The organism is Pseudomonas sp. HP_08 (genome assembly GCF_055284095.1).
Genome location: NZ_JBTOQC010000003.1, coordinates 180,699 through 205,494, shown reverse-complemented (window position 1 = coordinate 205,494; position 24,796 = coordinate 180,699). Strand labels below are relative to the sequence as shown.

Annotated in this window: 26 protein-coding genes and 1 riboswitch; of the genes, 13 read left to right on the top strand and 13 right to left on the bottom strand. The window is 61.6% G+C overall.

Annotation, left to right across the window (positions count from 1 at the left end; all coding sequences use genetic code 11):
* Positions 1-16 precede the first annotated feature (16 nt).
* Positions 17-511 carry a SprT family zinc-dependent metalloprotease gene (locus ACYAS9_RS05010; protein ID WP_463567212.1) on the bottom strand — a complete coding sequence of 165 codons (495 nt, stop codon included), beginning with the start codon at positions 509-511 and terminating at the stop codon, positions 17-19.
* 73 nt (positions 512-584) lie between these two features.
* A complete protein-coding gene (locus tag ACYAS9_RS05005) occupies positions 585-1,184 on the bottom strand; it encodes a Yip1 family protein (protein ID WP_463567211.1) in 600 nt (199 codons plus the stop codon).
* A gap of 312 nt (positions 1,185-1,496) precedes the next feature.
* Between ACYAS9_RS05005 and ttcA the strand changes: the two genes are divergently transcribed.
* Positions 1,497-2,321: a tRNA 2-thiocytidine(32) synthetase TtcA gene (gene ttcA / locus ACYAS9_RS05000; protein WP_463567210.1), complete on the top strand. Its 825-nt coding sequence runs from the start codon at positions 1,497-1,499 to the stop codon at positions 2,319-2,321.
* Here the strand turns inward: ttcA and ACYAS9_RS04995 are convergent.
* From ACYAS9_RS04995 to arsC, 3 genes are read right to left on the bottom strand one after another with little or no spacing between them, the layout of a single operon-like run.
* A complete protein-coding gene (locus tag ACYAS9_RS04995) occupies positions 2,318-2,989 on the bottom strand; it encodes a DNA-3-methyladenine glycosylase I (protein ID WP_463567209.1) in 672 nt (223 codons plus the stop codon). The genes ttcA and ACYAS9_RS04995 overlap by 4 nt on opposite strands.
* A 19-nt stretch (positions 2,990-3,008) precedes the next feature.
* Positions 3,009-3,608: an NAD(P)H:quinone oxidoreductase gene (gene wrbA, locus ACYAS9_RS04990; RefSeq protein ID WP_463567208.1), complete on the bottom strand. Its 600-nt coding sequence runs from the start codon at positions 3,606-3,608 to the stop codon at positions 3,009-3,011.
* Positions 3,605-3,958, bottom strand: a complete 354-nt coding sequence (gene arsC / locus ACYAS9_RS04985; RefSeq protein WP_463567207.1) for an arsenate reductase (glutaredoxin) — start codon at positions 3,956-3,958, stop codon at positions 3,605-3,607. Before arsC ends, wrbA begins: the two co-directional genes overlap by 4 nt.
* 124 nt (positions 3,959-4,082) lie before the next feature.
* Here arsC and ACYAS9_RS04980 point away from each other — a divergent pair, with 124 nt between their 5' ends.
* Positions 4,083-4,550, top strand: a complete 468-nt coding sequence (locus ACYAS9_RS04980; RefSeq protein WP_463567206.1) for a TlpA disulfide reductase family protein — start codon at positions 4,083-4,085, stop codon at positions 4,548-4,550.
* A gap of 3 nt (positions 4,551-4,553) precedes the next feature.
* Here the strand turns inward: ACYAS9_RS04980 and ACYAS9_RS04975 are convergent, their stop codons facing one another.
* From ACYAS9_RS04975 to ACYAS9_RS04965, 3 genes are all read right to left on the bottom strand, one after another.
* Positions 4,554-4,958, bottom strand: a complete 405-nt coding sequence (locus tag ACYAS9_RS04975) for an META domain-containing protein (protein WP_463567205.1) — start codon at positions 4,956-4,958, stop codon at positions 4,554-4,556.
* Entirely contained in the window at positions 4,955-5,392 is a 438-nt protein-coding gene (locus ACYAS9_RS04970) for a hypothetical protein (RefSeq protein WP_463567204.1), read from the bottom strand. The genes ACYAS9_RS04975 and ACYAS9_RS04970 overlap by 4 nt, the downstream gene beginning before the upstream one ends.
* An 89-nt stretch (positions 5,393-5,481) precedes the next feature.
* On the bottom strand, positions 5,482-8,235 hold the full coding sequence (locus ACYAS9_RS04965) for a response regulator (RefSeq protein ID WP_463567203.1): 2,754 nt from the start codon (positions 8,233-8,235) through the stop codon (positions 5,482-5,484).
* Between the two features lie 241 nt (positions 8,236-8,476).
* Here ACYAS9_RS04965 and cysM point away from each other — a divergent pair, with 241 nt between their 5' ends.
* From cysM to ACYAS9_RS04940, 5 genes are all read left to right on the top strand, one after another.
* On the top strand, positions 8,477-9,379 hold the full coding sequence (gene cysM / locus ACYAS9_RS04960) for a cysteine synthase CysM (protein WP_463567202.1): 903 nt from the start codon (positions 8,477-8,479) through the stop codon (positions 9,377-9,379).
* Positions 9,379-10,734: a 23S rRNA (uracil(1939)-C(5))-methyltransferase RlmD gene (gene rlmD / locus ACYAS9_RS04955; protein WP_463567201.1), complete on the top strand. Its 1,356-nt coding sequence runs from the start codon at positions 9,379-9,381 to the stop codon at positions 10,732-10,734. Before cysM ends, rlmD begins: the two co-directional genes overlap by 1 nt.
* A 155-nt stretch (positions 10,735-10,889) precedes the next feature.
* Complete coding sequence (relA, locus tag ACYAS9_RS04950) at positions 10,890-13,130, top strand: GTP diphosphokinase (protein ID WP_463567200.1); 2,241 nt, start codon at positions 10,890-10,892, stop codon at positions 13,128-13,130.
* A 112-nt stretch (positions 13,131-13,242) separates the two neighbouring features.
* Positions 13,243-14,076 carry a nucleoside triphosphate pyrophosphohydrolase gene (mazG, locus tag ACYAS9_RS04945; RefSeq protein ID WP_463567199.1) on the top strand — a complete coding sequence of 278 codons (834 nt, stop codon included), beginning with the start codon at positions 13,243-13,245 and terminating at the stop codon, positions 14,074-14,076.
* A gap of 29 nt (positions 14,077-14,105) precedes the next feature.
* The gene (locus ACYAS9_RS04940; protein WP_463567198.1) at positions 14,106-14,645 is read left to right on the top strand and encodes a DUF2058 domain-containing protein; all 540 of its coding nucleotides are present in this window, start codon (positions 14,106-14,108) and stop codon (positions 14,643-14,645) included.
* Between the two features lie 149 nt (positions 14,646-14,794).
* Here ACYAS9_RS04940 and ACYAS9_RS04935 read toward each other — a convergent pair whose 3' ends face one another.
* The 4 genes from ACYAS9_RS04935 to purM form a co-directional block, all read right to left on the bottom strand.
* A complete protein-coding gene (locus tag ACYAS9_RS04935; RefSeq protein WP_463567197.1) occupies positions 14,795-14,974 on the bottom strand; it encodes a DUF3110 domain-containing protein in 180 nt (59 codons plus the stop codon).
* Between the two features lie 245 nt (positions 14,975-15,219).
* Positions 15,220-15,933 carry a DUF3108 domain-containing protein gene (locus tag ACYAS9_RS04930; RefSeq protein ID WP_463567196.1) on the bottom strand — a complete coding sequence of 238 codons (714 nt, stop codon included), beginning with the start codon at positions 15,931-15,933 and terminating at the stop codon, positions 15,220-15,222.
* An 8-nt stretch (positions 15,934-15,941) separates the two neighbouring features.
* Complete coding sequence (purN, locus tag ACYAS9_RS04925; protein ID WP_463567195.1) at positions 15,942-16,604, bottom strand: phosphoribosylglycinamide formyltransferase; 663 nt, start codon at positions 16,602-16,604, stop codon at positions 15,942-15,944.
* Positions 16,604-17,662, bottom strand: a complete 1,059-nt coding sequence (gene purM / locus ACYAS9_RS04920) for a phosphoribosylformylglycinamidine cyclo-ligase (protein ID WP_463567194.1) — start codon at positions 17,660-17,662, stop codon at positions 16,604-16,606. Before purM ends, purN begins: the two co-directional genes overlap by 1 nt.
* Before the next feature lie 308 nt (positions 17,663-17,970).
* On the opposite strand from purM, the gene ACYAS9_RS04915 reads away from it, so the two are divergent.
* The 6 genes from ACYAS9_RS04915 to ACYAS9_RS04890 all read left to right on the top strand — a co-directional run bounded on the left by ACYAS9_RS04915 (position 17,971) and on the right by ACYAS9_RS04890 (position 23,115).
* A complete protein-coding gene (locus tag ACYAS9_RS04915; RefSeq protein WP_463567193.1) occupies positions 17,971-18,999 on the top strand; it encodes a DUF2066 domain-containing protein in 1,029 nt (342 codons plus the stop codon).
* Positions 19,000-19,038: 39 nt separating this feature from the next.
* Positions 19,039-20,112, top strand: a complete 1,074-nt coding sequence (locus ACYAS9_RS04910; RefSeq protein WP_463567192.1) for an AI-2E family transporter — start codon at positions 19,039-19,041, stop codon at positions 20,110-20,112.
* A 136-nt stretch (positions 20,113-20,248) separates the two neighbouring features.
* Entirely contained in the window at positions 20,249-20,953 is a 705-nt protein-coding gene (gene hda / locus ACYAS9_RS04905) for a DnaA regulatory inactivator Hda (protein ID WP_463567191.1), read from the top strand.
* A gap of 23 nt (positions 20,954-20,976) precedes the next feature.
* Positions 20,977-21,723, top strand: a complete 747-nt coding sequence (locus tag ACYAS9_RS04900; RefSeq protein ID WP_463567190.1) for an NAD-dependent deacylase — start codon at positions 20,977-20,979, stop codon at positions 21,721-21,723.
* 75 nt (positions 21,724-21,798) lie between these two features.
* Complete coding sequence (locus ACYAS9_RS04895) at positions 21,799-22,500, top strand: C40 family peptidase (protein WP_463567189.1); 702 nt, start codon at positions 21,799-21,801, stop codon at positions 22,498-22,500.
* A gap of 72 nt (positions 22,501-22,572) precedes the next feature.
* On the top strand, positions 22,573-23,115 hold the full coding sequence (locus ACYAS9_RS04890) for a C40 family peptidase (RefSeq protein ID WP_463567188.1): 543 nt from the start codon (positions 22,573-22,575) through the stop codon (positions 23,113-23,115).
* A 21-nt stretch (positions 23,116-23,136) separates the two neighbouring features.
* On the opposite strand, the gene ACYAS9_RS04885 is transcribed toward ACYAS9_RS04890, so the two are convergent.
* Positions 23,137-24,450: a PQQ-dependent sugar dehydrogenase gene (locus ACYAS9_RS04885; RefSeq protein ID WP_463567187.1), complete on the bottom strand. Its 1,314-nt coding sequence runs from the start codon at positions 24,448-24,450 to the stop codon at positions 23,137-23,139.
* 104 nt (positions 24,451-24,554) lie between these two features.
* Positions 24,555-24,767: riboswitch (cobalamin riboswitch) on the top strand.
* Positions 24,768-24,796 lie beyond the last annotated feature (29 nt).

Below are 24,796 nucleotides of genomic sequence, written 5' to 3'. Positions count from 1 at the left end.
TTCAGGGCATCTGGTTTTATTCGACGCGGACAGTGCCGCTGAAGACCAGCGCCTGCTTGCAGCGCCGGCACAGGTAGCGCCGGCCCTGAGCGACCAGCCGGTGACGCTGCGCGGTGAACGCAAAATCGCTGTCGGGGCACGGGCAGTGATAGATGTAGCGGGTTGCCTTGCGTCGTTGTACGGCATAGGTGTGGCAACGGTTGGGCGCCAGCTGGTACACGCCGCGCATGATCAACTGCCACTCTTCGCCATGCGGCTGGATGCTGGCGCCGAACAGTTGATGGGCAATCAGGTGGGCGACTTCGTGCGGGACGGTCTGGTACAGAAAATCTTCGCTGTTCTCCAGGTACAGCTGCGGATTGAAGCGCAGCTTGTTCTCCTGCAGGTGGGCGACGCCGGCCTTCTGGCCGCGCAGCTTGAAACTGACCACGGGACGTTTGAACGGGCGCTTGAAGAAAGCTTCGGCTTGTTGGTAACAGGTTTCGACTCGGGACTTCAGTAGCTCGGGCATGCGTGACAACTCTCCAGAAGCGCCCATTATGCCGAAGGCGCTCATGCGCTGGAAACCCGCATCTCTGCCTGCCTCAACCCGTGTATTGAGGGCTGACGCCCAGCCCCCACAAGACCACGGTGAAGGCCATGATCGCGACCAGTACCACCAGGCCGACCGAAAGAACGGCGCTGGAGAACATGAAACCCTCTTCGGATGAGACATTCATGAACGGCGGCAGCCCGGTGTACAGCAAGTACACCGTGTAGCTGATCGCCGCCGTGCCGGCTATCAGGCCCAGCCACAGGTGCGGGTAAAGCGCCGTCAGGCCGCCGATGAACAGCGGTGTGGCGGTATAGGTGGCAAAGGCGATGCAGCGCGCCAGGCTAGGGTCGGCGCCATAGGTGCGCGCCATCCAGTGAATAAAGCCGCCCATGGTCGCCACGCCGGCCAACAGGGCCAGGTAGGACATGAAGGCCATGCCCAAGGCGTTGCCGTGGGAGAGCATCATCGGCGCGCGTTCGCCGATCACCCAGCCGATCTGGGTGGTACCGATGTAGGCGCACAGTGGCGCAATGGCTGCCAGCAGCAAGGTATGGGTGAGGTAGGTATGACGAATACTCTCGTCTTCCTGGCGAATCTGCTGCCATTCGCGTTCCGGGTGGGTGAACAAGCCCCAGACATGATTGATCACAGGGTCACTCCTGATCAGTGTGCAAGACATATCCCGGCAAGGTGTGGCGGATGACCGCCGCCGGAGATAGAGGCAGGGCGCCACCGGTTGTCGGCGTGCGACCCTCACTTGGCAGTATAGGAAACGGCCTTGCCCACGGCGGCGCGGGCTTAGAGCGTTTGGCAATGGGAGCGGCGCGGCTAATACCCCATGCCACAGCATGTTCAATGATGCCGAGGTTGTGGGTAAAATAGCGGCCCTTTCAGCGGTCTTGCTCAAAGTTCTCTTTTCCAGGCCACTTGTCGACACCTTGCAGCGGATACCACCAGCACCATGGGCACTCTTTCAGTCAATCAGAACAAACTGCAGAAACGCCTGCGTCGGCTGGCCGGCGAGGCTGTCAGCGATTACAACATGATCGAGGACGGCGACAAGGTCATGGTCTGCCTGTCCGGCGGCAAGGACAGCTACACCATGCTCGATGTGCTGATGCACCTGCAGAAGGTGGCGCCGATCAAGTTCGACATCGTGGCCGTCAACATGGACCAGAAGCAGCCCGGCTTTCCTGAAGAGGTGCTGCCGGCTTATCTGAAAAACCTGGGGGTCGAGTACCACATCGTCGAGAAAGACACCTATTCGGTGGTCAAGGAACTGATTCCCGAGGGCAAGACCACGTGCTCGCTGTGCTCACGCCTGCGTCGCGGCACGCTGTACACCTTTGCCGATGAAATCGGCGCGACCAAGATGGCGCTGGGGCATCACCGTGACGACATCGTCGAAACGTTCTTCCTGAACATGTTCTTCAACGGTTCGCTCAAGGCCATGCCGCCCAAGCTGCGCTCCGACGACGGCCGCAACGTGGTGATTCGCCCATTGGCCTACTGCCACGAGAAAGACATTCAGGCCTATTCGGACTTGAAGGGCTTCCCGATCATTCCGTGCAACCTGTGCGGCTCGCAGGAAAACCTGCAGCGCCAGGTGGTCAAGGACATGCTGATCGACTGGGAGCGCAAGACGCCGGGGCGTACCGAGAGTATTTTCCGCGCGTTGCAGAACGTTCAGCCTTCGCAACTGGCCGACCGTAACCTGTTCGACTTCACCAGCCTGCGCATGGACGAAAGCGCGGCATCGCGCTTCGTCAATGTGGTGAACATTTAGTGGTTGACGGTAAACGCCAGCATCGCTGAAAGCTGACACAGCGGCCTGCCGCTTTCGGCCTGCCACTGGTTGAAGGCGGCCTGCACCGCCGCCTGATCGCGTTTGCTGCTCGGCACCTTGTCGACAATGTTCTGCGCGTTGAGGGCGGCGACCACATCGTTGCTGGGCACGAAGGTGTCCTTGCCGACCATGCGCAGAAAGCGCGGCGCCGACAGTCCGCCCAGCTGGGTGCCGTGTTTGTTCAGGTACTGCCACAGGCCGGTGATGTCTTCAACCGGCCACTGGGCAATGAATTTGCCGAAACTGCCATGCTCGTGCGCGAGGTCCAGGATCATCTGCGCATTGCGCGGCACGCTCTTGAGCTTGCCCAGGTGGCGAATGATGCGCGCATCCTGCATCAGCCGCTCCAGATGGTCAGCACCCATCAGCACGACCTTCTCCGGGTCGAAGCCAAAGAACACCTGCTCGAAGGCCGGCCACTTGGCGTCCACCAGGCTGTGCTTGAGGCCTGCGCGAAAGACCCGCAAGGCCATGGTCGACAGGTAGCGATCATCGCTGATCGCCTGCAATTGGCGCGTGGTTTTCGGAACAGGTAACTGGGCTTCCAGCGCCTTGGCCGAGCCGAAGCGGTTCAGGCAGTACTCGTGAAGCCATTTGTAATCGAGCATGGGTACTCCAGCGGCAGGGTTATTTCGGTTCAAGCAACAACGCGGTTTTCGCCAGGCGTTGACCCAGCGCGCGGCACAGGTCTGTCTCGTGTTTGTCCAGCGGCCGCTTGCCGTCGGCACCGGCGTGGTGGCTGGCACCATACGGCGTGCCGCCGCCGGTGGTTTCCAGCAGGGCGGATTCGCTGTACGGCAGGCCGGTGATCAGCATGCCGTGGTGCAGCAATGGCAGCAGCATCGACATCAGCGTGGTTTCCTGACCGCCGTGCAGGCTGGCGGTGGAGGTGAACACGCAAGCAGGCTTGCCCACCAGTGCGCCGGTCAGCCACAGGTTGCTGGTGCCGTCGAGAAAGTACTTGAGCGGGGCGGCCATGTTGCCGAAGCGCGTCGGGCTGCCCAGCGCCAGGCCGTGGCAGTGCTTGAGGTCATCGAGGCTGGCGTAAGGCGCGCCGCTGTCGGGAATGGCCGGCGCGGTGGCTTCGCAGTCGGCCGAAATCGCCGGCACCGTGCGCAGTCGTGCTTCCATGCCGCCCATCTCGATGCCGCGGGCGATCTGCCGGGCCATCTCGCTGGTCGAACCGTTACGGCTGTAAAACAGCACCAGGATATAAGGCGTACTCACGCTAACAACTCCAGAATGGTTTCCGGTGGCCGGCCAATCACGGCGCGGTCACCGGCGACCAGAATCGGCCGCTCGATGAGTTTGGGGTGCGCGGCCATGGCGGCGATCAGTTGTTCGTTGCTCAGGCTTGCGTCGGCCAGGTTCAGGCTCTTGTACTCGTCCTCGCCGCTGCGCAGCAATTGCCGCGGCGCGATGCCCAGCTTGTCGAGCAACTGGCGCAATTGCGCTGCATCCGGTGGCGTTTGCAGGTACAGGACGATTTCCGGTGTCAGGTCGCGGGCTTGCAACAGCTCAAGCGCAGCACGGGATTTTGAACAGCGCGGGTTGTGATAAAGCGTCAGATCGGTCATTTGTGGGTCGCATCGAATACGGGGTGGCGCGTATTCTACCTGCGCCATGCAAGCGTTCGACATAGACAGTCGCCAGCGGTTGCATCGCATCAGTAAAGGTCATGGCGAAAGAGGGTAAATACAGATGGCAAGGCGATTGGCAGCAGTGATGGCACTGGTCGGCAGCATGCTGCTCAGTGGGTGTGGCGTAGACCTGGGCACTGACCAGAACGGCCAGAAAATTGCCAGCGAGCGCATCGACAAGCACTGGCTGGTGATCAACTACTGGGCTGAATGGTGTGGCCCGTGCAGGACTGAAATCCCCGAATTCAATGGCCTGGCCGAGCAGCTCAAGGACAGCAAGGTCACCGTGCTGGGCGTCAACTTCGACAACCTGCAGGGTGAAGAGCTGAAAAAGGCCGCCAATGCGCTGGGCATCAAGTTCACCGTACTGGCCCAGGACCCGGCCGAGCGCTATGAACTGCCCCCGGCTGACGCCTTGCCTGTGACGTACATCATCGACGACAAGGGCAAGATGCGTGAGCAGTTGCTGGGCGAGCAAAGCGCCGAGGGTGTGATCGCGAGAATCAAGGCATTGCGCGGCGATAGCTGACGTTTATTCTGGCCAGAACCGCAGGGGCTGGCCTTCGGCGGGCCACAGGCGCAGTTGCTGGATCGGCGAGATGTCCCAGCGCCGGGTGCCGGGCAGGGCCGTGAGAAAACGCTGCTCCTGCTCCATCAGCGACTCGACACACAGCTTGCGGGTCTTGCCCACCTTGTCGAAGGTCAGCGTCTGGCCTTGCAGGGTGTAAGTCGCGAACCAGTGGTTGCAGCCGGCATTGCCGTAGGCCCGGCCATCGCGGCCCAGGGTCATGGTCAGGCGGCTGCGGTCGATCAGCGGGCGCTCACCGATCCACTCCAGCACATAGCTTTTGTCCAGTTCGACCTGGGTTGCCGGCTGGCTGGCACAACCGGCCAGCAGCAAGGCGCCGATCAGGCCGGTTGCGGCGAGGTGTTTCATGCCGGTTGCACCTGGCATTTGCGGCACAGGTGTTTGTCGCCTTCGGTTTTCCAGCCCAGCTCGGCAATGCGCGCCACGGCGGCAGGTTTCTGCGCCTTGATGCCCAGTTTGCTTTCGACCGAAAACTCGAACGTCAGCTCGCTGTTGCAGCTGTCGCAATTGACCTTCCATTCATGAATCGCCAGTTCGTCGAACACCGGCCCCTTGGCCACCGCGACCCATTGACCGGGCGGGTTAATCAGGTGACGGACTTTTTCAACCGACAGGCGCATATACAACGTCTTGCTGCCCTTGAGGGTGACCAGCAATTGATCGCCTTCGTGGATCGAGCCGCCGTTGCCGGTGACCTGATAGCGACCCGGTGCCAGCGTGCGGCACTCGGTCAGGGTGTGTTGCGGGTTAAGCATGCTGTAACGGAAATCGTGTTCGGCCATGGGTCCTCCAAAATGCCGGCCATCTTACCACGCAGGGGCCGCTGCAAGCTGCAAGCTATAAGCCGCACGCCGTACAACTTGCCGCTGCCCTAAGCGGTGACGCGGGCTTCGGTGGCCAGGCGGGTGATGGCTTTGTCCAGGTCGTTGAGTGCCTGGTCGGCTTGCGGGGCATCCTGTTTGAGCAGGGTTTCGGCACGCTGGCAGGCGGCGCGCAGTTGCGGTACGCCGCAGTAACGGGTCGCGCCGTGCAGGCGGTGGATGCGTTCGATCAGGGCCTGGATGTCAGTGGCGGCGCGGGCGGCGCGGATGGCTTCGCGGTCCGAGTCCAGCGCGGCCAGCAGCATGGCCAGCATGTCGGCGGCAAGGTCCGGTTTGCCGGCGGCCAGGCGCAAGCCTTCCTCGTGGTCGAGCACCAGCGGGCCCAGATGGCTGTCACTCTTGTCGGCCGGGCTTTCAGGCTGCGCGGTGCGCAGGGCCAGGCCGGTCCACTTGAGCACCACTTGCGCCAGTTGCCGCTCGCCGATCGGCTTGGTCATGTAGTCGTCCATGCCGCTTTGCAGCAACGAACGTTTTTCGTTGGCCATGGCGTGAGCGGTGAGGGCGACGATCGGCATCGGGCTGCTTTGCCGTTGCGCCTCCCAGTCACGAATCGCTTCGGTGGCCTGACGCCCGTCCATACCCGGCATCTGCACATCCATCAGCACCAGATCGAAGGTGTCGCTCTGCACCGCCTGCACGGCGGCATAGCCGCTGTCGACCGCCGCCACGATGCTGCCCATGTCTTCGAGCAGGGTTTGTACCAGCAGCAGGTTAGCCGGATTGTCGTCCACGCAGAGGATGCGCGGCGCGCGGCTGGGCAGTGGCAGGCTGATGTCGGTGCGCACCACTTTAGGGGCGATCAGCTCTGACAACGCGCGGTGCAGCTTGCGGTTACAGGCAGGTTTGGCCTGCAGTTGGCTGAAAACGTCCGGTACCGAGACCTGAAAGGCCGATTGCTCGGTGGTCGGGCACAGCACCAGCACCTTGCAGCCGAGATTTTCCAGATCCCAGATATGCTGGCGCAGCCGCTCCGGCGGAATGTCGTAGCTGGTCACGCCAAGCACGGCCAGTTCGATCGCGGTCGGGGTCTGGTGGGCGGCGGTCACGCCATTGATCAGGCTTTCCAGATTCTTGAACACCAGAGGCTCCAGGCCACAGTCTTCAAGCTGATGCTCCAACGCCTGACGCGCCAGTTCATGCCGCTCCATGACCGCCACGCGCACATCCTGCAACGGATGCACCACCGGGTCTTCGGCGTCGTCGCGGGCCTTGGGCAGTTTCAGGCTGATCCAGAACTCCGAGCCGACGCCCGGCGTGCTGTCGACGCCGATTTCGCCGCCCATCTGTTCGATCAGGCGCTTGGAAATCACCAGCCCCAGACCGGTGCCGCCCGGCTGGCGCGACAACGAGTTATCGGCCTGGCTGAACGCCTGGAACAACGCCCGCACATCCTGACTGGACAGGCCGATGCCGGTGTCTTGCACGCTGATGCGCAATTGCGCGGTGTCTTCGGTTTCTTCCTCGACCATGGCGCGGGCGACGATGGTGCCTTCGCGGGTGAACTTGATCGCATTGCTGACCAGGTTGGTAAGGATCTGCTTGAGCCGCAGCGGGTCGCCGGTCAGCGCCAGTGGCGTGTCGCGGTACACCAGGCTGACCAGTTCCAGCTCTTTGGCGTGGGCGGCCGGGGCAAGGATGGTCAGGGTGTCCTGCAACAGGTCGCGCAGGTTGAACGGAATGCTGTCGAGCACCAGCTTGCCGGCCTCGATCTTCGAGAAGTCGAGAATCTCGTTGATGATGCTCAGCAGGCTGTCGGCGGATTTCTCGATGGTGTTGAGATAGTCGTTCTGGCGTGGCGTCAGCTCGCTTTTCTGCAATAAGTGAGTGAAGCCGAGAATGCCGTTGAGCGGCGTGCGGATTTCATGGCTCATGTTGGCCAGAAACTCCGACTTGATGCGGCTGGCCTCCAGCGCTTCTTTGCGCGCAAGGTCCAGCTCGATGTTCTGGATTTCGATGGTTTCCAGATTCTGGCGTACATCTTCGGTGGCCTGGTCGATGCTGTTCTGCAATTCTTCCTGAGCATTTTGCAGGGTCGAGGCCATGCGGTTGATGCCCGAGCCCAGTTCATCCAGCTCCTGGCTGCCCAGCGGTGGCAGGCGGGTTTCGAGATGGCCTTCCTTGAGCTGGCTGACCGCTTGGCGGATGCGCCCCAAGGGCTGATTGATGCTGCGGCTCATGCGCAGCGCCAGCACGGCGGTGATCGCAAGACCGGTAAGAATCAGCAGCATGCTGGCAAACAGACTGCGGTAGCCGCGCAGCAGTGTGCCGTTATGGGAAATCTCCAGCTCCACCCATCCCAGCAGGCGGTCGGCTTCGTCGGGAATGAGCGCGCCGGTCAGGTGGCGCTGGTTGCCGAACACCGGCAGCAGGTAACGGGTGGCGTCGCTGCCGGTGCTGTTGACCAGTTGCGTGCCCTGGCCGGTGGGCGGCGGGTTGATCATGCTGGGGCCGGCGTGAGCCAGCACCGTGCGCTCCGCGTCCAGAAAGGTCACTGAGCGTACGTCGTCCTCTTCCAGGGTCTGGGTGGCAATGCGGCTGAGCACCGCCTTGTCTTTGCGGCCCAGCGCCGGGGCGGCCAGCGGCACCAGTTGGCGGGTGATCATCTCGCCACGGGCCAGCAACTGGTTTTGCAGTTCATACAGCTGCATCCAGGTGAAGTAGCCACCCAATACCAGTGCCATGAGGCTGGTGGGCAGGATGGTCAGCAACAGGACCCGACTTTTGATACCCAGCTTGGTCAGCACACGCGTTCTCCGGCGGCAGGTCAGGGTGGAACTCTGTCAGAAAACAGACGTACGGCACAGGCAGTGTAGCCATTCAATGAGCGCATGTTACAGCCTGGCGGGCCCCACAGAGCCATGGGCTGATCACAATGATGTCAGTCACTTATTCCATTTGGTGATAAGTGCCTCACTTTGCGTGATATGGGCTTTGGGCGTTTGCCGTTATGATAGGCGCCCCCGCAGTCTGGATTGCGAAGACGCCATGACCCTGCAGTATCCGACCATTGCCGATCACGTCGGCAACACACCACTGGTGCGCCTGCAGCGTATCGGTGGCAACACCAGCAATACCCTCCTGTTGAAGCTCGAAGGTAACAACCCGGCAGGCTCGGTCAAGGACCGTCCGGCGCTGTCGATGATCAACCGCGCCGAACTGCGCGGTCAGATCCAGCCCGGTGACACGCTGATCGAAGCCACTTCCGGCAACACCGGCATCGCCCTGGCGATGGTGGCGGCCATCAAAGGCTACCGGATGATCCTGATCATGCCGGACAACTCCAGTGCCGAGCGCAAGGCGGCGATGACTGCCTATGGCGCCGAACTGATTCTGGTCAGCAAGGACGAGGGCATGGAAGGTGCCCGCGACCTGGCCGAGCGCATGCAGGCCGAAGGCCGTGGCAAGGTGCTGGACCAGTTCGCCAACGGCGACAATCCCGAGGCGCACTACACCAGCACCGGCCCGGAACTCTGGCAGCAGACCGCCGGTACCATTACCCATTTCGTCAGCTCGATGGGCACCACCGGCACGATCATGGGGACTTCGCGCTACCTCAAGGAGCAGAATCCGGCTGTACAGATCGTCGGCCTGCAACCGATGGAAGGCGCTGCCATTCCGGGTATCCGCCGCTGGCCTGAAGAGTACTTGCCGCGTATCTATGAGTCCGATCGTATCGACCGGATCATCGATATGGGCCAGACCGAGGCCGAGGACGTGATGCGTCGTCTGGCTCGTGAAGAGGGCATTTTCTGTGGTGTGTCGTCCGGCGGTGCCGTGGCCGGCATGCTGCGCCTGTCCCGTGAAGTCGAGAACGCTGTGATCGTCGCCATTATCTGTGACCGCGGCGACCGCTACCTGTCGACCGGCGTCTACGACGCACCCAACTGATGGCCAAACAAGTACGAGGGCTGCGCTTTCAGCCCGCCGGTGGCGTGAAAACCACGCAAGTGCCGGTCGGCAAGAAACAGCGTCTGGTCATCGAGCGCCTGGCCAGCGACGGCCGTGGTATCGGTTTCGTCGAGGGCCGCACCTGGTTCGTCGCCGGCAGCCTGGCCGGTGAAGAGGTGGAGGCGCGGGTGCTCAATGCCCGCGGCAAGGTGGTCGAGGCGCGCACCGAGCGGGTGTTGAAGGCCAGTGAGTCGCGCCGGCCGGCTGCCTGTGAGTATTTTGGCCGCTGCGGTGGTTGCAGCGTGCAACACATGCCCCACGCCCAACAATTGACGCTCAAGCAAGAGATGCTCGCCGAGCAGTTGCAGCGCGTCGCCCACGTGGCGCCCGAACAATGGGCCGCGCCGCTGGTCGGTCCCGAGCTGGGCTACCGGCGCCGGGCGCGTGTCGCGGTGCGCTGGGACCAGAAGGCTCGACGCCTGGACATCGGTTTTCGCGCAGCAGCCAGTCAGGATATTGTCGCTATCGGCCATTGCCCGGTGCTGGTGCCCGAGCTGCAACCGCTGATGGAACAATTGCCGGAGCTGCTCGCCCGCCTCGGCAAACCCCAGGCGTTAGGGCATGTCGAGCTGTTCAGCGGCACGTCAAAGGCCTTGTTGCTGCGCCATACCGCGCCCTTGTCCGAGCCTGACCTGGCAATCCTGCATGACTTTTGCAAGCAGCATGAGGCGCAGCTCTGGTTGCACGGCGACGGTGAGCCGTATCCTGCCAATGCCAGTGATTCGCTCGGCTACCGGCTGGAACCCTGGAACCTGAGCCTGGCCTGGCGGCCGGGAGATTTCATTCAGGTCAACGCCGTGGTCAACACCGCCATGATCGAGCAAGCCTTGAGCTGGCTGGCGCCACAACCGCACGAGCGGGTGATGGACCTGTTTTGCGGCCTTGGCAACTTTGCCTTGCCGCTGGCAGGCAGCGTGCGTGAAGTGGTGGCGATCGAAGGTGTGCAAGTGATGGTCGACCGTGCAGGGCTCAATGCCCAGGCCAACGGGCTTGAGAACGTGACGTTCCGGCAGGCCGATCTTTCCGGGTCGCTGGCTCAGGTGGGTGGCTCTGTAGAAGGATTTTCTGCGGTACTCTTGGACCCGCCGCGCGACGGCGCTTTTGAAGTGGTACGCCAGATCGGCCAGTCAGGCGCCCGGCGTTTATTATATGTGTCATGTAACCCGGCAACCCTGGCCCGCGACACGGTCGAGCTGGTCAGGCAGGGCTACCGGTTAAAACGCGCCGGAATCCTCGACATGTTTCCGCAGACGGCGCATGTCGAGGCGATGGCTTTATTCGAAATGAGTGAGTGAGCAGCGGTTCAGAGGATCGAACCTTTGCTGACAGGGAATCTCGTTTAATCCGACCGGCCCGCGAATGCCGGTGCTTGTGGGCCCCGCAAGTGGCATTCGCGCAAGAAGGCAGGCGACTGTCGGCGCCATTCATCGCGCCGTAGGGAAGGTAATGCATGGTACAGGTGAGAGCACACCAGCCGGTCAACACCGACGGCAGTATCAATCTCGACGCATGGCTTGATCATATCGTCAGCGTCGATCTGATTCTGGATCGCGAGGCCATGAAAGCGGCCTGCGAATTCGCCCGGCAAGCCGAGCAGCAGGAAAAAGTCACCGCCAACGACTGGGCTGACGGTACGTCCAGCTTCCAGACGGGCCTGGAAATCGCCGAGATTCTGGCGGATCTCAAGCTCGATCAGGACACCCTGATCGCCGCGGTCATTTATCGCGGCGTGCGCGAAGGGGTCATTCCTCTGGCGCAGGTCGAAGAGCGTTTCGGCGCCACGGTCGCCAAGCTGATCGACGGCGTGCTGCGCATGGCCGCCATCAGCGCCAGCCTCAGCCCGCGCCAGTCGCTGGTGCTGGGCAGCCAGACGCAGGTCGAGAACCTGCGCAAGATGCTGGTGGCCATGGTCGACGATGTGCGTGTCGCGCTGATCAAGCTGGCCGAGCGCACCTGCGCGATTCGTGCGGTGAAGAACACCGACGAAGAAAAGCGCAACCGCGTCGCCCGCGAAGTCTTCGATATCTATGCGCCGCTGGCGCACCGCCTGGGCATCGGTCATATCAAGTGGGAGCTGGAAGACTTGTCTTTCCGCTACCTTGAGCCTGAGCAGTACAAGCAGATCGCCAAGCTGTTGCACGAGCGGCGTCTGGACCGCGAGCGCTTCATCAATGACGTGATGAGCCAGCTTGAAGGCGAGTTGCTGGCCACCGGCGTCAAGGCCGATATCAGTGGCCGGGCGAAACATATCTATTCGATCTGGCGCAAAATGCAGCGCAAGGGCCTGGCGTTCAGCCAGATCTACGATGTGCGTGCGGTGCGCGTGCTGGTGCCGGAAATGCGCGACTGCTACACCGCGCTGGGCATCGTGCACACGCTGTGGCGGCACATTCCCAAGGAGTTCGACGACTACATCGCCAACCCCAAGGAAAACGGCTACCGCTCGCTGCACACTGCGGTCATCGGCCCGGAAGGCAAGGTGCTGGAGGTGCAGATCCGCACCCACGCCATGCACGAAGAGGCCGAGCTGGGTGTTTGCGCGCACTGGCGCTACAAGGGCACCGACGTCAAATCGGGCTCCAACCACTACGAAGAGAAAATCTCGTGGTTGCGCCAGGTGCTGGAATGGCACGAAGAACTCGGTGATATCGGTGGTCTGGCCGAACAGCTGCGCGTCGATATCGAACCCGACCGGGTCTATGTATTCACCCCGGACGGTCACGCCATCGACCTGCCCAAAGGCTCGACGCCGCTGGACTTCGCTTACCGGGTACACACCGAGATTGGCCACAACTGCCGGGGCGCCAAGATCAACGGGCGCATCGTGCCGCTCAACTACAGCCTGCAGACCGGCGAGCAGGTCGAGATCATCACCAGCAAGCACGGCACGCCGAGCCGCGACTGGCTGAACTCCAACCTGGGCTACATCACCACCTCGCGGGCGCGGGCCAAGATCGTTCACTGGTTCAAGCTGCAGGCACGCGACCAGAACGTGGCGGCGGGCAAGACCTTGCTCGAACGCGAGCTGGCCCGCGTGGCGCTGGGCCAGGTCGACTTCGACAAGCTGGCTGACAAGGCCAACTACAAGACCGCCGAAGATCTGTTCGCCGCCCTCGGGGCAGGCGATTTGCGCCTGACCCAACTGGTCAACCTGGCGCAGCAGCAGGTCGAGCCCGAACGCCTCAACGAGGTCGAGCTGATCCCGCGCAAGGCCATCGGCTACCGGCCGGGCAAGCGTGGCGATATCCAGATTCAGGGCGTGGGCAACCTGTTGACGCAGATCGCCGGTTGCTGCCAGCCGGTGCCGGGCGATGCGATTGTCGGCTACATCACCCAAGGCCGTGGCGTGACCATTCACCGTCAGGACTGCGCCTCGGTGTTGCAGCTGGGCGGGCGCGAGCCTGAGCGCATCATCCAGGTCAGCTGGGGCCCGGCGCCGGTGCTCACCTACCCGGTGGACATCATCATTCGTGCCTACGACCGCTCCGGCTTGCTGCGTGACGTCACCCAGGTGCTGCTGAACGAGCGCATCAACGTACTGGCGGTCAATACCCGCTCGAACAAGGAAGACAACACGGCGCTCATGTCGCTGACCATCGAGATTCCGGGTCTCGACGCACTGGGCCGGCTGCTGGGGCGCATTGCCCAGTTGCCGAACATTATCGAGACGCGGCGTAACAAGACGTCATGATATGCACGCTGCTCGACATCCGTAGGAGCGGCTTTAGCCGCGAACGCTACGACGCGAATGGTAGCGTCTGCTTTCCCGGCTAAAGCCGGTCCTACGACCGAAGGAAGCCTTTATGTATAGCGTTGAAGACCTGCTGAACCTGATGGCCCGGCTGCGTGATCCGCAGTACGGGTGCCCGTGGGATCTGAAACAGACGTACGCCAGTATCGTGCCGCACACGCTGGAGGAGGCCTACGAAGTGGCTGATACCATCGAGCGCGCCGATTTTGCCCATCTGCAGGGTGAGCTGGGCGATCTGTTGTTTCAGGTGGTGTTTTATGCCCAGTTGGCCAAGGAAGAAGGGCGCTTCGAGTTCGATGCGGTAGTCGATGGCATCACTCGCAAACTGTTGCGCCGCCATCCGCATGTGTTTCCCACCGGCGAGCTGTATGCACCGCTGGAAACGCCGCAACTGAGCGAAAGTGAGGTCAATCGGCGTTGGGACGAGATCAAGGCTGAAGAGCGCGCAGAACAGGCGCAGGTGCCTGAGCAGTTGTCGTTGCTCGACGATGTGCCAGTGGCCTTGCCGGCATTGTCGCGGGCCGGCAAGCTGCAAAAGCGTGCAGCCCAGGTGGGTTTTGACTGGCCGGCAGCGTTGCCGGTGGTCGATAAAGTCCGTGAAGAGCTCGATGAAGTGCTGGAGGCCATGGCCGACGGCGAGACCGCTCAGGTGGCCGAAGAAATCGGTGATTTGCTGTTTTCAGTGGTCAACCTGGCGCGCCACCTTAAAGTCGACCCGGAAACTGCGCTACGCTCGGCAAACGGCAAGTTCGACCGACGCTTTCGTTTTATCGAGGCGGCGGTACGGCAACAGGGGCGAGCGCTCCAAGCCTGTAGCCTGGAAGAACTCGATGCCCTGTGGGGCGAAGCCAAACGTCAGGAAAAGAACCCGGCCCGTTGTGGCTGAGTGCGTGAAATCGAATAAGCGAGTAGACAATGAGCCTTTCCCTACGCGACCAGTTGCTCAAGGCAGGTCTGGTCAATGAAAAGCAGGCCAAACAGGTCGGCAAAGCCAAACAGAAAGAGCAGCGTCTGGTGCATAAAGGCCAGATCGAGGCCGACGACTCGCAAAAGCGCGCAGCCCAGGACGCCATGGCCGAGAAGGCCAGGCGCGATCAGGAGCTTAATCGCCAGCAGCAGGAAAAGGTCGAGGCCAAGGCCCGTGCCGCGCAGATCAAGCAACTGATCGAAGTCTCGCGGCTGCCCAAGCTGACCACCGAAGACTATTACAACTTTGTCGACGACAAGAAGGTCAAGCGTATCCCGGTCAACACCCTGGTGCGCAACAAGCTCAGCAGCGGCTCACTGGCCATCGTGCACCATGGTGGCGGCTACGAGATCATCCCGCGCGAACCTGCGCTGAAGATCCAGGAGCGCGATCCGCGCCGCATCGTTTTGCTCAACACCCCGACCGAAGCGCCGGATGCCGATGATCCGTATGCGGCTTATCAGATTCCTGACGATTTGATGTGGTAACACCGCCACACGGCAAGCGCTGCCCCTTGTAGGAGCGCGCTTTGCCCGCGACCGAGTGCGAAGCGCTCGCAAAATCTCGGAGACGCTGAAAATTCACGACTGCTAACGCAGCCGGTCGCGGTGGTCCGGCATTCCGGCAGCACGCGCGCCTACGACGACTGCTTGTTCTCCAGCGCTTCAAGTTCTTGCTTGTAGCGCTGGGCGTCGGCTTCTTCGTGGAACATGCCGACCAATTGGTCCTGTTGGCGTACATCCCAGATGTGAATGCCGTGGGCAACGGTTTCGTGAGAAATGTGGGCTTCGTCGCGTTCAGTCACTGTTACGGTCATGGTATGATCTCCCGATTCTGGAAACTGCGTCAACATGTCGCAGGCCTTCTTTATAGATTTTGTTAGCTTGCTAAGTAAAGACCCGATCGCGTATCAGTTACGACACAAATTCATCGGTTTCTGTGTAACTGGTTGATATATAAAGAATTGATTGTTTCTTAATGTTTCGTGAAAGATATTTCATCTGTTTCATCAAGACGAAAAAAAGCCCCGGCTCTCGCGAACCGGGGCTTTTTTGTTCAGGCTTAGCGGCCCTTGACCGCCTTGCCGTTGACCGTACCGTCCTGAAGCATGATGTTGTACTCCTTGCCGTCGGTCTCGACCTGTTGCAGGCGAACCAGCAGGTAGTCCCACTCCTTGGCGAACCAGAGCACCGTGGTGCGCTTGCTTTGCGTCGGGTCACGCACGCGCTCGACCTTGATCGCATCGACCTGGCCGGCCTTGGTGCTGACGGTTTCCGAGCCCAGGACGCGGAAGTCATAAGTGTCCAGCTCGTCGCCGTCGACCACCTGGTAACTCATGCTCTTCTTGCCGGCCGCCACATCATGCTGCAAGGCCAGTTGATACGTGGACTTGTCGAGCACGCCGCGGTTGATCGGCAGCTTGATCGGGTCGTTACGGTCGGTGCCGGTGACGAACTTGGTTGACCAGTCGAACACCAGGTCGACCTTCTTGGATTTACCCAGGCCGCTGCGTTCGAAGTTGTAGGTCTGCGGCACCATGACGTCTTTATCGACCTTCAGGGTGCTGGACTCGGTCAGGCTGGCGATGACCATCGACGCCTTGAAATTGAGGTTCCAGACGCCGTCGGCGCCAGCCTGCAGGCTGCGCTCGGCGGTGCCGCTCATGGGCAGCTGTTTCCAGTCGGCGGTGTAGCTGGCGGAGAAGGGCTGAAGGTCGGCTGCCTGGCTGGTAGGCAGGGCAAGCAGAGCAGCAGCGAAGAGCAGTGCACGACGCATGGGATCTCCTAGTTTCGAATCAGGTGGCCGCTGGCCGGGAGCAACTGGCCATCCAGGGTCGCACCCTGTTCACTGAGGCGCAGACGGCCTTCGGCAAACCAGCGGATGGCCAGCGGGTAAATCCGGTGTTCCTGAACATGGACGCGCTGCGCCAGGGTGGCGGGCGAGTCGTGTAACTCTACCGAAATCACCGACTGTACGACCAGTGGTCCGCCATCGAGTTCCTCGGTGACGAAGTGAACACTGCAGCCATGTTCGGTGTCGCCGGCTTCCAGCGCTCGCTGATGGGTATGCAGCCCTTTATAGAGCGGCAGCAGCGAAGGGTGGATATTGAGCAGGCGACCCTGGTAGTGGCGCACGAAATCGCCACTGAGAATGCGCATGAAGCCTGCGAGTACGACGAGGTCCGGCTCAAAGCTGTCGATCAGTTCGGCGAGGGCGGCATCGAAGGCCTCGCGGCCCTCGAAATCCTTGTGGTCCAGCACGCGGGTGCTGATACCCGCATCCTGAGCACGCTGCAGGCCGAAGGCATCGGCGCGGTTGGAAATCACCGCACAAATGCGCGCCGGGCTGTCGGCGTCACTGAAACTGTCGATCATCGCTTGCAGGTTGCTGCCGGTACCCGACAGCAACACCACGACATTGCGTGCCGCTGGATGCAAAGCTGGCATCAATGCGCCTTGAGGTTTTTCAGCTCGACTTGAGCGGCGCCTTCGGCAGCGGTGCCGATCTGGCCGATCACCCACGGTTGCTCGCCTTCGGCGCGCAGGACGTTCAGCGCCTGCTCGACGTGTTCCTGAGCCACGCAGATGACCATGCCGACGCCGCAGTTCAGAACGCGGTGCATTTCATGCTCTTCGACGTTGCCTTGTTGTTGCAGCCAGTCGAAGACCGCCGGGCGCTGCCAGCTGGCCACGTCGACCACAGCCTGTGCGCCTTCTGGCAGTACGCGCGGGATGTTGTCCAGCAGGCCGCCGCCGGTGATGTGGGCCATGGCCTTGACCGCGCCGGTGTCCTTGATCAGCTTGAGCAGTGGCTTGACGTAGATGCGCGTCGGGGCCATCAGCAGTTCGGTCAGCGGCTTGCCGTCGAGCTGGATGTTTTCGATGTCGGCACCGGCGACTTCGATGATCTTGCGGATCAGCGAGTAACCGTTGGAGTGCGGACCCGAAGACGGCAGGGCGATCAGGGCGTCGCCGCTGGCAACCTTGGAGCCGTCGATGATCTCGGCCTTTTCCACGACGCCGACGCAGAAGCCGGCCAGGTCGTAGTCTTCGCCTTCGTACATGCCCGGCATTTCAGCGGTTTCGCCGCCGACCAGCGAGCAACCGGCCAGTTCGCAACCGGCGCCGATGCCGGTCACAACCTGGGCGGCAGTGTCGACATTCAGTTTGCCGGTGGCGTAGTAGTCGAGGAAGAACAGCGGCTCGGCGCCGCACACCACCAGGTCGTTGACGCACATGGCGACCAGGTCGATACCGATGGTGTCGTGTTTGTTCAGGTTCAGCGCCAGACGCAGCTTGGTGCCGACGCCGTCGGTGCCGGACACCAGCACAGGCTGCTTGTAGCCGGCCGGGATTTCGCAGAGAGCGCCGAAACCTCCCAGACCGCCCATGACCTCGGGGCGCGCGGTCCGCTTGGCCACGCCTTTGATGCGTTGGACCAATGCTTCACCGGCGTCGATGTCTACACCGGCGTCTTTGTAGCTCAGGGAGGGTTGCTTGCTCATAAAAAATCCAGGCCTTTAGGGGGGATTCGGGGGATCGACCGCAACACCCGGGTCCAGCGTGGATCAGCCTTAGCTGTGCCGTTCTGGAGTCGGTGCCATCGTCGGTCTGTGAAGGCGCGCGATTTTAACAGGCTTGCCGCGTGGGGGCCATCCTTGGGCCGACGGGCAGAGCCCTGCGCTACGGGCGCTTGTATTCAGTAAAGGCTGCAACCTGTACAAACACGGCTTTAATGTGAATGATTGGGCGGTTTTTGTTGTCTTACGCCCCGTATTTGCCTGCTGTCTTCCTTCTGTTCGGGAACTGCCCCATGCGTTTTTCCAGATATCTTTTACTTGGCTGCCTGAGCCTGGCGAGCCTGCCGGCGTTCGCGCAGACCATGAACAATCTCTATCAAGTGCGCGAACCGGTGGCCAGCCAGTCGCCGGACGAGCGTGACCGTGCCACCCAGGCGGCCGTGCAAACCCTGGTGCTGCGCCTGACCGGCAATGCCAAGGCGTCTTTGCCTGAGGTGCGCAAGAATCCGCAGCAAATCATCAGTCAGTTCGGCTATGAAGCCGGGCCGCCCGAGGCGTTGCTGGTGGATTTCGATCCCGCCAGCACCGACCGCGCCCTGCGTCAGGCCGGGTTGCCGATCTGGGGTAGCAATCGGCCCAGCATTCTTGGCTGGTGGCTCAACGATTCTGTCGAGGGCTCGAACCTGGTCGGCGACGGTCAAGGCGCCGCCGAGCCGTTGCGGCGCGCCGCTGAACACCGTGGTTTGCCGCTGCAATTGCCACTGGCCGACCTGAGCGAGCAGGGCTTGGGCACCGCGCAACATCTGGCCGACAAGGACGCCACTGAAATCAGGCAGGCTTCCGAGCGTTATGGCGCCGATGCGATTCTGGCCGTGCATGCCCGTGAAGAAAACGGTCAATGGCAAGGCACCTGGCGTCTATGGCTGGGCGATCAGCGCGAGCAGGGCACCGCCACCGGCGCCAGCTCCGAGGCGCTGGCCGATGCGGTGCTGCTGGCGGTGAGCGAGCGACTGGCGCCGCGTTTTGCCGTCAAGCCGGGCGCCGCAGCCAGTGCGTTGCAATTGCAGGTTCAGGGCTCGACGCTGGAACGCTATGCTGAACTGCAACGCCTGCTGGATCCGTTCGGTGGCCGGCTGGCGCTGGTTGAGGGCGACAAATTGACCTTCGATGTCAGTGCCAGCGCCGAGCAGGTTCGTTCGCAACTGGGCATGGCCCGTCTGCAGGAAGTGCCGGCCAGCGAGGCGGCGCCCGTGGACGCCGCTGCACCCGTTACGCCAGGCGTCACTCCGGCCAACGCATCACGGCTGTATTTCCGCTGGTAAGGCGGACCTATAAATGGTTTTCAGATGCAGAGGCATTAAATGACTGATACGCGGCGTTGGTTCTGGATCGGCGGGGCTGTTCTGCTACTGGTCTTTCTGGGGTTGTTGCACACCATCCTGATGCCGTTTCTGGTGGCGTTGTTGCTGGCCTATATGGGCGACCCGCTGGTGGACCGCCTGGAGCGGCTCGGCCTGTCGCGTACCTTGGGTGTTGTGGCGGTGTTCACCTTGTTCACGCTGGTGTTGATGGCCTTGCTGCTGGTGCTGGTGCCGATGCTGTTCAGGCAGTTGATGCGCCTGTATGAGCTGGCGCCGCAGATGCTTGACTGGTTGCAGCACACAGCGCTGCCGTGGGCGCAGGCGAAGTTCGGTTTGTCGGATGGCTTCTGGCGCTTCGACAAGCTCAAGACTTCGTTGTCCGGGCACATGAGCGAGGCGGGCGATGTCGTCAGCATTGTGCTGTCTCAAGCCACCGCCTCCAGCCTGGCGCTGATTGGCTGGTTGACCAATCTAGTGTTGATCCCGGTGGTGTGCTTCTACCTGCTGCGCGACTGGGATGTGATGATGGCCAGGATCCACGGCCTGCTGCCGCGCCAGCGCGAGGCGCAGATCGTCAACCTGGCCGGCGAGTGTCATGAGGTGCTGGGGGCGTTCATTCGTGGCCAGTTGCTGGTGATGGTCGCGCTGGGCGTTATCTATGCGGCCGGCCTGATGCTGGTGGGGCTGGAGCTGGGGCTGTTGATCGGGGTCATCGCCGGATTGGCGGCTATCGTGCCTTATATGGGCTTCGTGATCGGCATTGGCGCGGCGCTGATTGCCGGCCTGTTTCAGTTTGGCGGCGACCTGTACCCGATGCTCGGCATTGTGGCTGTCTTTATGGTCGGGCAAGCGCTGGAAGGCATGGTCCTGACCCCGTTGCTGGTAGGTGACCGTATTGGCCTGCACCCGGTGGCGGTGATTTTCGCGATCCTTGCGGGCGGCGAGCTGTTCGGCTTTACCGGCATTCTGTTGGCGCTGCCGGCGGCGGCGGTGATCATGGTGTTGTTGCGTCATGTGCATACCCTTTACAAGGACTCGGACGTGTATGCCGGTCCCCGCGATCCGGAGCTGTAAGCCGGTTGCCTGATGGCACGTATGCAAGCCTTTGATTTTCCTTGAGGTGTGTCGCATTGTGCGGCCCGCCTTGCAGGTATAGACTTTGCATTCTTTTTTCCGAGGTTCGCTTGCCTCCAGGAAGCGCCCAGTCAGCATGAAACCCGTTCAGCTGCCCCTGAGTGTGCGTCTGCGTGATGACGCCACCTTCGTCAACTACTATCCCGGTGCCAATGCGGCGGCGCTGGGCTATGTCGAGCGCCTGTGTGAAGCAGATGCCGGGTGGACCGAGAGCCTCATCTATTTATGGGGCAAGGACGGGGTAGGGCGTACTCATCTGTTGCAGGCCGCGTGCCTGCGCTTCAAGCAGCTTGGCGAGCCTGCGGTGTACCTGCCGCTGGCCCAGTTGCTTCAAGAGGGGGTCGAACTGTTCGATCACCTGGAGCAGTACGAACTGGTGTGCCTGGACGACCTGCATGTCATTGCCGGCAAGCCGGACTGGGAAGAGGCGCTGTTTCACCTGTTCAACCGCCTGCGCGACAGCGGTCGGCGCCTGCTGATCGCCGCCTCCAAATCCCCGCGTGAATTGCAGATCAAGCTGCCGGACCTCAAGTCGCGCCTGACCATGGCGCTGGTGTTCCAGATGCGCGGCTTGTCCGATGAAGACAAGCTGCGTGCCTTGCAATTGCGCGCCTCGCGCCGCGGCCTGCACCTGACCGACGATGTCGGGCACTTCATTCTGACTCGTGGCACGCGCAGCATGAGTGCGCTGTTCGATCTGCTCGAGCGTCTCGATCAGGCCTCGTTGCAGGAAAAACGCAAGCTGACCATTCCTTTCCTCAAGGAAACCCTGGGGTGGTAGACGCCCCGATCGACCCGCAACTGATGCGTCAGGCCGGTGCAGCGCTGCGCCATGCCAGGCGCATCCTGGTGATCACCGGTGCGGGGCTGTCAGCCGATTCAGGACTGCCGACCTATCGCGGTGTCGGCGGCTTGTACAACGGCCGCACCGAAGACGATCTGCCTATCGAAATGGCCTTGTCCGGGCCGATGCTGCGGCGTGACCCTGCGTTGTGCTGGAAGTACATCGCGCAGTTGGGCAAGGCTTGCCTGAACGGTGAGCCCAATATTGCGCATTACGCCATCGCGCAGTTGCAGCGCCTCAAACCTGAATGCTGGGTGCTGACCCAGAATGTCGATGGCTATCACCGCGCGGCCGGAAGTCCGCCGGAGCGGCTGATCGAAATTCATGGGCAGATAGCGCCATTATTCTGTCAATCGTGCGGTGCCGAAGACCCGCAGCTGAGTGAGCATTTGCAACGCCCTCTACCGCCTCTGTGCGGCGCTTGTAATGGCATTTTGCGACCCCCGGTTGTGTTATTTCAGGAAATGCTCCCAGAGAAGGCTATGAGCGCTCTGGAGCAGCAAATGAGTCTGGGCTTCGATGCGGTTCTAAGTATCGGCACTACCGCGAGTTTTCCTTATATACATGAACCTGTGCTGCGGGCCCGTGTCTCAGGTGGTTTTACTTTGGAAATCAATCCTTTGGCCACGGATTACAGCGCAGGCATGGACGTTTTCCTCAAGGGCCGCGCGGCACATGTCATGCCCGAACTCATAAGTCACATTTAATTCGATAGAATTTGCAAATCACTTTGATAGCGGGCATAGTCGCGGCTCCTCAATTTTTCACCCACGGTCGTGCCCATGCAGGTTGTTCGCTTAGCACCCCTCGTGCCACTCGTTTTCGCTACGTTTCTGTTCGGTTGCTCGACCCAGTCATCGGTCACCCAGCCACAGCCTGAGTACCAGGCTCAGTACACGAATTCCGTTACCGCCCAGTCCAGCGCTCGCCGTGCTCAAGCTGCACAATTGCAGCAGGCGCACGAAGCCGAAGAAGAACTGGCCGAATTCTCCAGGGAAACCAACTATCAGTTGCCTCTGCTGGCCGACTCCATTCTGGAGCGCGGCAAGTCGCTGATCGGCACTCGTTATCGCTTCGGCGGCAGCTCGACCACGTCGGGCTTCGATTGCAGTGGTTTCATCAACTTCCTGTTCCGTGAAGAGGCTGGCATGAGCCTGCCGCGTTCCAGCCGGGAAATGATCAATATCGATGCGCCGCAAGTGGCACGCCGCGACCTCAAGCCAGGCGACCTGCTGTTCTTCAGCACCGCCGGCCGCGGTCGGGTCAGCCATGCAGCCATCTATCTGGGCGATGATCAGTTCATCCACTCCAGCAGCCGCCGCAGCGGTGGGGTGCGTATCGACAGCCTGGACGACTCGTACTGGAGCAAGACTTTCATCGAGGCCAAGCGTGCTTTGGTCATGGCGCCCGCCGCCGGTGAAGTACAAACCACTGCGATGACCTCGACCAGCGTGAAACCAGCTACTATCAAACGCCATAAATGACGTGATGCCCGGTCTCTGACCGGGTTTTTGCTTTCGGCAACTAGGCCGCATCCGGATGGAGAAGTTGTGGTTATGTCGATGACATTGCGCCTGGCTGTAATTTCCCTTGCTGCGCTGCTGGGTGCCTGTGCCAGCGCGCCGCCGCCCCCGCAACCCCGTATCGTTCAGCGCCCTGTACTGGCCGCGCCTGCCACCGTGCCTTCGGCAGCTGTCGAAGACGTGCTGTTCCGCGCCTTTAGCCTGGTGGGTACGCCGTATCGCTGGGGCGGCAATACCCCCGATTCCGGATTCGATTGCAGTGGCCTGATCAGTTATGTCTACCGTGACATGGCCGGCATCAGCCTGCCGCGCTCCACGCGCGACATGATCGTGATGAATGCGCCCACTGTCGGTCGCGAGCAGCTGCAGACCGGCGACCTGGTGTTTTTCGCCACCTCAGGCGGCTCGCAGGTATCGCATGCCGGTATCTATGTCGGCGAAGGCCGCTTCGTGCATGCCCCGGCCACGGGCGGCACGGTCAAGCTCGACAGCCTGAGCAAGCCGTATTGGCAGAAAGCCTATCTGAATGCCAAGCGCATTATCCACCCGGAAAACCTGGCACAGAACGGCCGCTGATTGCAGCGGCCGGTTCCCGCCTCATTGCGTTGAGGTCACCCGCCAGATCTTGTTGCCTACATCATCGGCCACCAGCAAGCCACCGCGCTGATCGTTGATCACGCCGACCGGGCGACCCTGGGCTTTTTCCTCCTTGTTCAAAAAGCCTGTCAGCACATCGATCGGTTGACCAGCGGGCTTGCCGTCCTTGAACGGAATAAACACCACCTTGTAACCACTGTGCGGCTTGCGGTTCCATGAGCCGTGCTGGCCGATGAACAAACCCTGATTGAATGGCGCGGCCAGGGTTTTGCCGTCAGCGAATACCAGGCCCAGCGAAGCGGTGTGCGGGCCTACCGCGTAGTCCGGCGCGATGGCCTTGGCGACCAGTTCCGGGTTTTGCGGCTCGACACGCTTGTCGACATGCTGACCGTAATAACTGTAGGGCCAGCCATAAAAGCCGCCGTCCTGCACCGAGGTCACATAGTCGGGCACCAGATCGCTGCCGATCTCGTCACGCTCGTTGACCGCTGTCCACAACTTGCCGGTCACAGGTTCCCAGTCCATGCCGTTGGGATTGCGCAGGCCCGAAGCGAAGATGCGTTTCTGGCCCGAGGCGCGGTCCACCTCCCAGATGGCGGCCCGGCCTTGTTCCTGGTCCATGCCGTTTTCGCCGACATTGCTGTTGGAGCCGACGGTGACATACAGCTTGCTGCCGTCTTTGCTGGCAATCACGTTCTTGGTCCAGTGGTGATTAAGCGGGCCGCCGGGCAGGTCAGTGACTTTGGTGGCCGCTGCACTGATGCGGGTCTGGCCGCTTTCATATGGAAAACTGATCAGGCGGTCTGTGTCGGCCACATATAAGGTGTTGTCCACCAGCGTGATGCCGAACGGCGAATTGAGGTTTTCCAGCAACACCGAGCGGGTCTCGGCGATGCCGTCGCGGTTTTCATCGCGCAGCAGGGTGATGCGGTTGGCGCTGGGCACGCCGGCACCGGCGCGGCTCATGACCTTCTGCGACACCCAGTCGCGCAGGCCCGAGCTTTCCTTGGCCGGCCCGTTGGACTCGGCCACCAGCACATCGCCATTGGGCAACGCATACAGCCAGCGTGGATGGTCCAGACCCTCGGCGAACGCCACCACTTGCGTGCCCGGTGCGGCGACCGGTTTGCCGCCTTCCGGCCAGCCGATGGCCGGAGCGATATTGACCGTCGGGATCAGGGTCTTGTTGGGCTCGGGCAATTGCGGATCAGGGCCGAAGCCGTCGGCGACTTGCAGCTTGGAGGTTTCGCCACAGGCTGCAAGGCCGCCAGCGGTGAGCAGAATGATTGCGTAACGCGGGTCGAGTCTGAACATGCCGGGGTTATCTCGCAAAACCAGAGGAGGTTAAAGAGTAGAGAAGTGCCCGCTCGGGAGGTTCAATCCCAATACTGTTTGACGCTGTTTGCCCAACCCTCTACCCTTCGCCGCTTGTTTCAGGTGCCTGGCAATCATTGATTGGCAAGGTGAAACAGGGAAGCCGGTCAGGAGCCATCCGATTCCGGCGCTGCCCCCGCAACGGTAGATGAGTCAAGGCTGTGTCCGACGCCACTGGGTTTGTCCCGGGAAGGCGCACCGCCAGGGACAATGTCCCGCTCATGAGCCCGGAGACCGGCCTGTCACTTTTTCACAGCATCACGGCGGGCGATGCTCTGCACAGGGT

Excerpts from the sequence above, each read along its gene's own strand:
- mazG (WP_463567199.1), top strand. The coding sequence starts at position 13,243 with ATGTATAGCGTTGAAGACCTGCTGAACCTGATGGCCCGGCTGCGTGAT.
- ACYAS9_RS04975 (WP_463567205.1), bottom strand. The coding sequence starts at position 4,958 with ATGAAACACCTCGCCGCAACCGGCCTGATCGGCGCCTTGCTGCTGGCC.
- ACYAS9_RS04970 (WP_463567204.1), bottom strand. The coding sequence starts at position 5,392 with ATGGCCGAACACGATTTCCGTTACAGCATGCTTAACCCGCAACACACC.
- ACYAS9_RS04995 (WP_463567209.1), bottom strand. The coding sequence starts at position 2,989 with ATGCTCGATTACAAATGGCTTCACGAGTACTGCCTGAACCGCTTCGGC.
- purM (WP_463567194.1), bottom strand. The coding sequence starts at position 17,662 with ATGAGCAAGCAACCCTCCCTGAGCTACAAAGACGCCGGTGTAGACATC.
- ACYAS9_RS04935 (WP_463567197.1), bottom strand. The coding sequence starts at position 14,974 with ATGACCGTAACAGTGACTGAACGCGACGAAGCCCACATTTCTCACGAA.
- ACYAS9_RS04940 (WP_463567198.1), top strand. The coding sequence starts at position 14,106 with ATGAGCCTTTCCCTACGCGACCAGTTGCTCAAGGCAGGTCTGGTCAAT.
- ACYAS9_RS04890 (WP_463567188.1), top strand. The coding sequence starts at position 22,573 with ATGTCGATGACATTGCGCCTGGCTGTAATTTCCCTTGCTGCGCTGCTG.
- ACYAS9_RS04915 (WP_463567193.1), top strand. The coding sequence starts at position 17,971 with ATGCGTTTTTCCAGATATCTTTTACTTGGCTGCCTGAGCCTGGCGAGC.
- rlmD (WP_463567201.1), top strand. The coding sequence starts at position 9,379 with ATGGCCAAACAAGTACGAGGGCTGCGCTTTCAGCCCGCCGGTGGCGTG.
- relA (WP_463567200.1), top strand. The coding sequence starts at position 10,890 with ATGGTACAGGTGAGAGCACACCAGCCGGTCAACACCGACGGCAGTATC.
- ACYAS9_RS04910 (WP_463567192.1), top strand. The coding sequence starts at position 19,039 with ATGACTGATACGCGGCGTTGGTTCTGGATCGGCGGGGCTGTTCTGCTA.
- ACYAS9_RS05010 (WP_463567212.1), bottom strand. The coding sequence starts at position 511 with ATGCCCGAGCTACTGAAGTCCCGAGTCGAAACCTGTTACCAACAAGCC.
- ttcA (WP_463567210.1), top strand. The coding sequence starts at position 1,497 with ATGGGCACTCTTTCAGTCAATCAGAACAAACTGCAGAAACGCCTGCGT.
- ACYAS9_RS04895 (WP_463567189.1), top strand. The coding sequence starts at position 21,799 with ATGCAGGTTGTTCGCTTAGCACCCCTCGTGCCACTCGTTTTCGCTACG.
- cysM (WP_463567202.1), top strand. The coding sequence starts at position 8,477 with ATGACCCTGCAGTATCCGACCATTGCCGATCACGTCGGCAACACACCA.
- purN (WP_463567195.1), bottom strand. The coding sequence starts at position 16,604 with ATGCCAGCTTTGCATCCAGCGGCACGCAATGTCGTGGTGTTGCTGTCG.
- ACYAS9_RS04930 (WP_463567196.1), bottom strand. The coding sequence starts at position 15,933 with ATGCGTCGTGCACTGCTCTTCGCTGCTGCTCTGCTTGCCCTGCCTACC.
- arsC (WP_463567207.1), bottom strand. The coding sequence starts at position 3,958 with ATGACCGATCTGACGCTTTATCACAACCCGCGCTGTTCAAAATCCCGT.
- ACYAS9_RS04900 (WP_463567190.1), top strand. The coding sequence starts at position 20,977 with ATGCGTCAGGCCGGTGCAGCGCTGCGCCATGCCAGGCGCATCCTGGTG.
- ACYAS9_RS04980 (WP_463567206.1), top strand. The coding sequence starts at position 4,083 with ATGGCAAGGCGATTGGCAGCAGTGATGGCACTGGTCGGCAGCATGCTG.
- ACYAS9_RS04885 (WP_463567187.1), bottom strand. The coding sequence starts at position 24,450 with ATGTTCAGACTCGACCCGCGTTACGCAATCATTCTGCTCACCGCTGGC.
- hda (WP_463567191.1), top strand. The coding sequence starts at position 20,249 with ATGAAACCCGTTCAGCTGCCCCTGAGTGTGCGTCTGCGTGATGACGCC.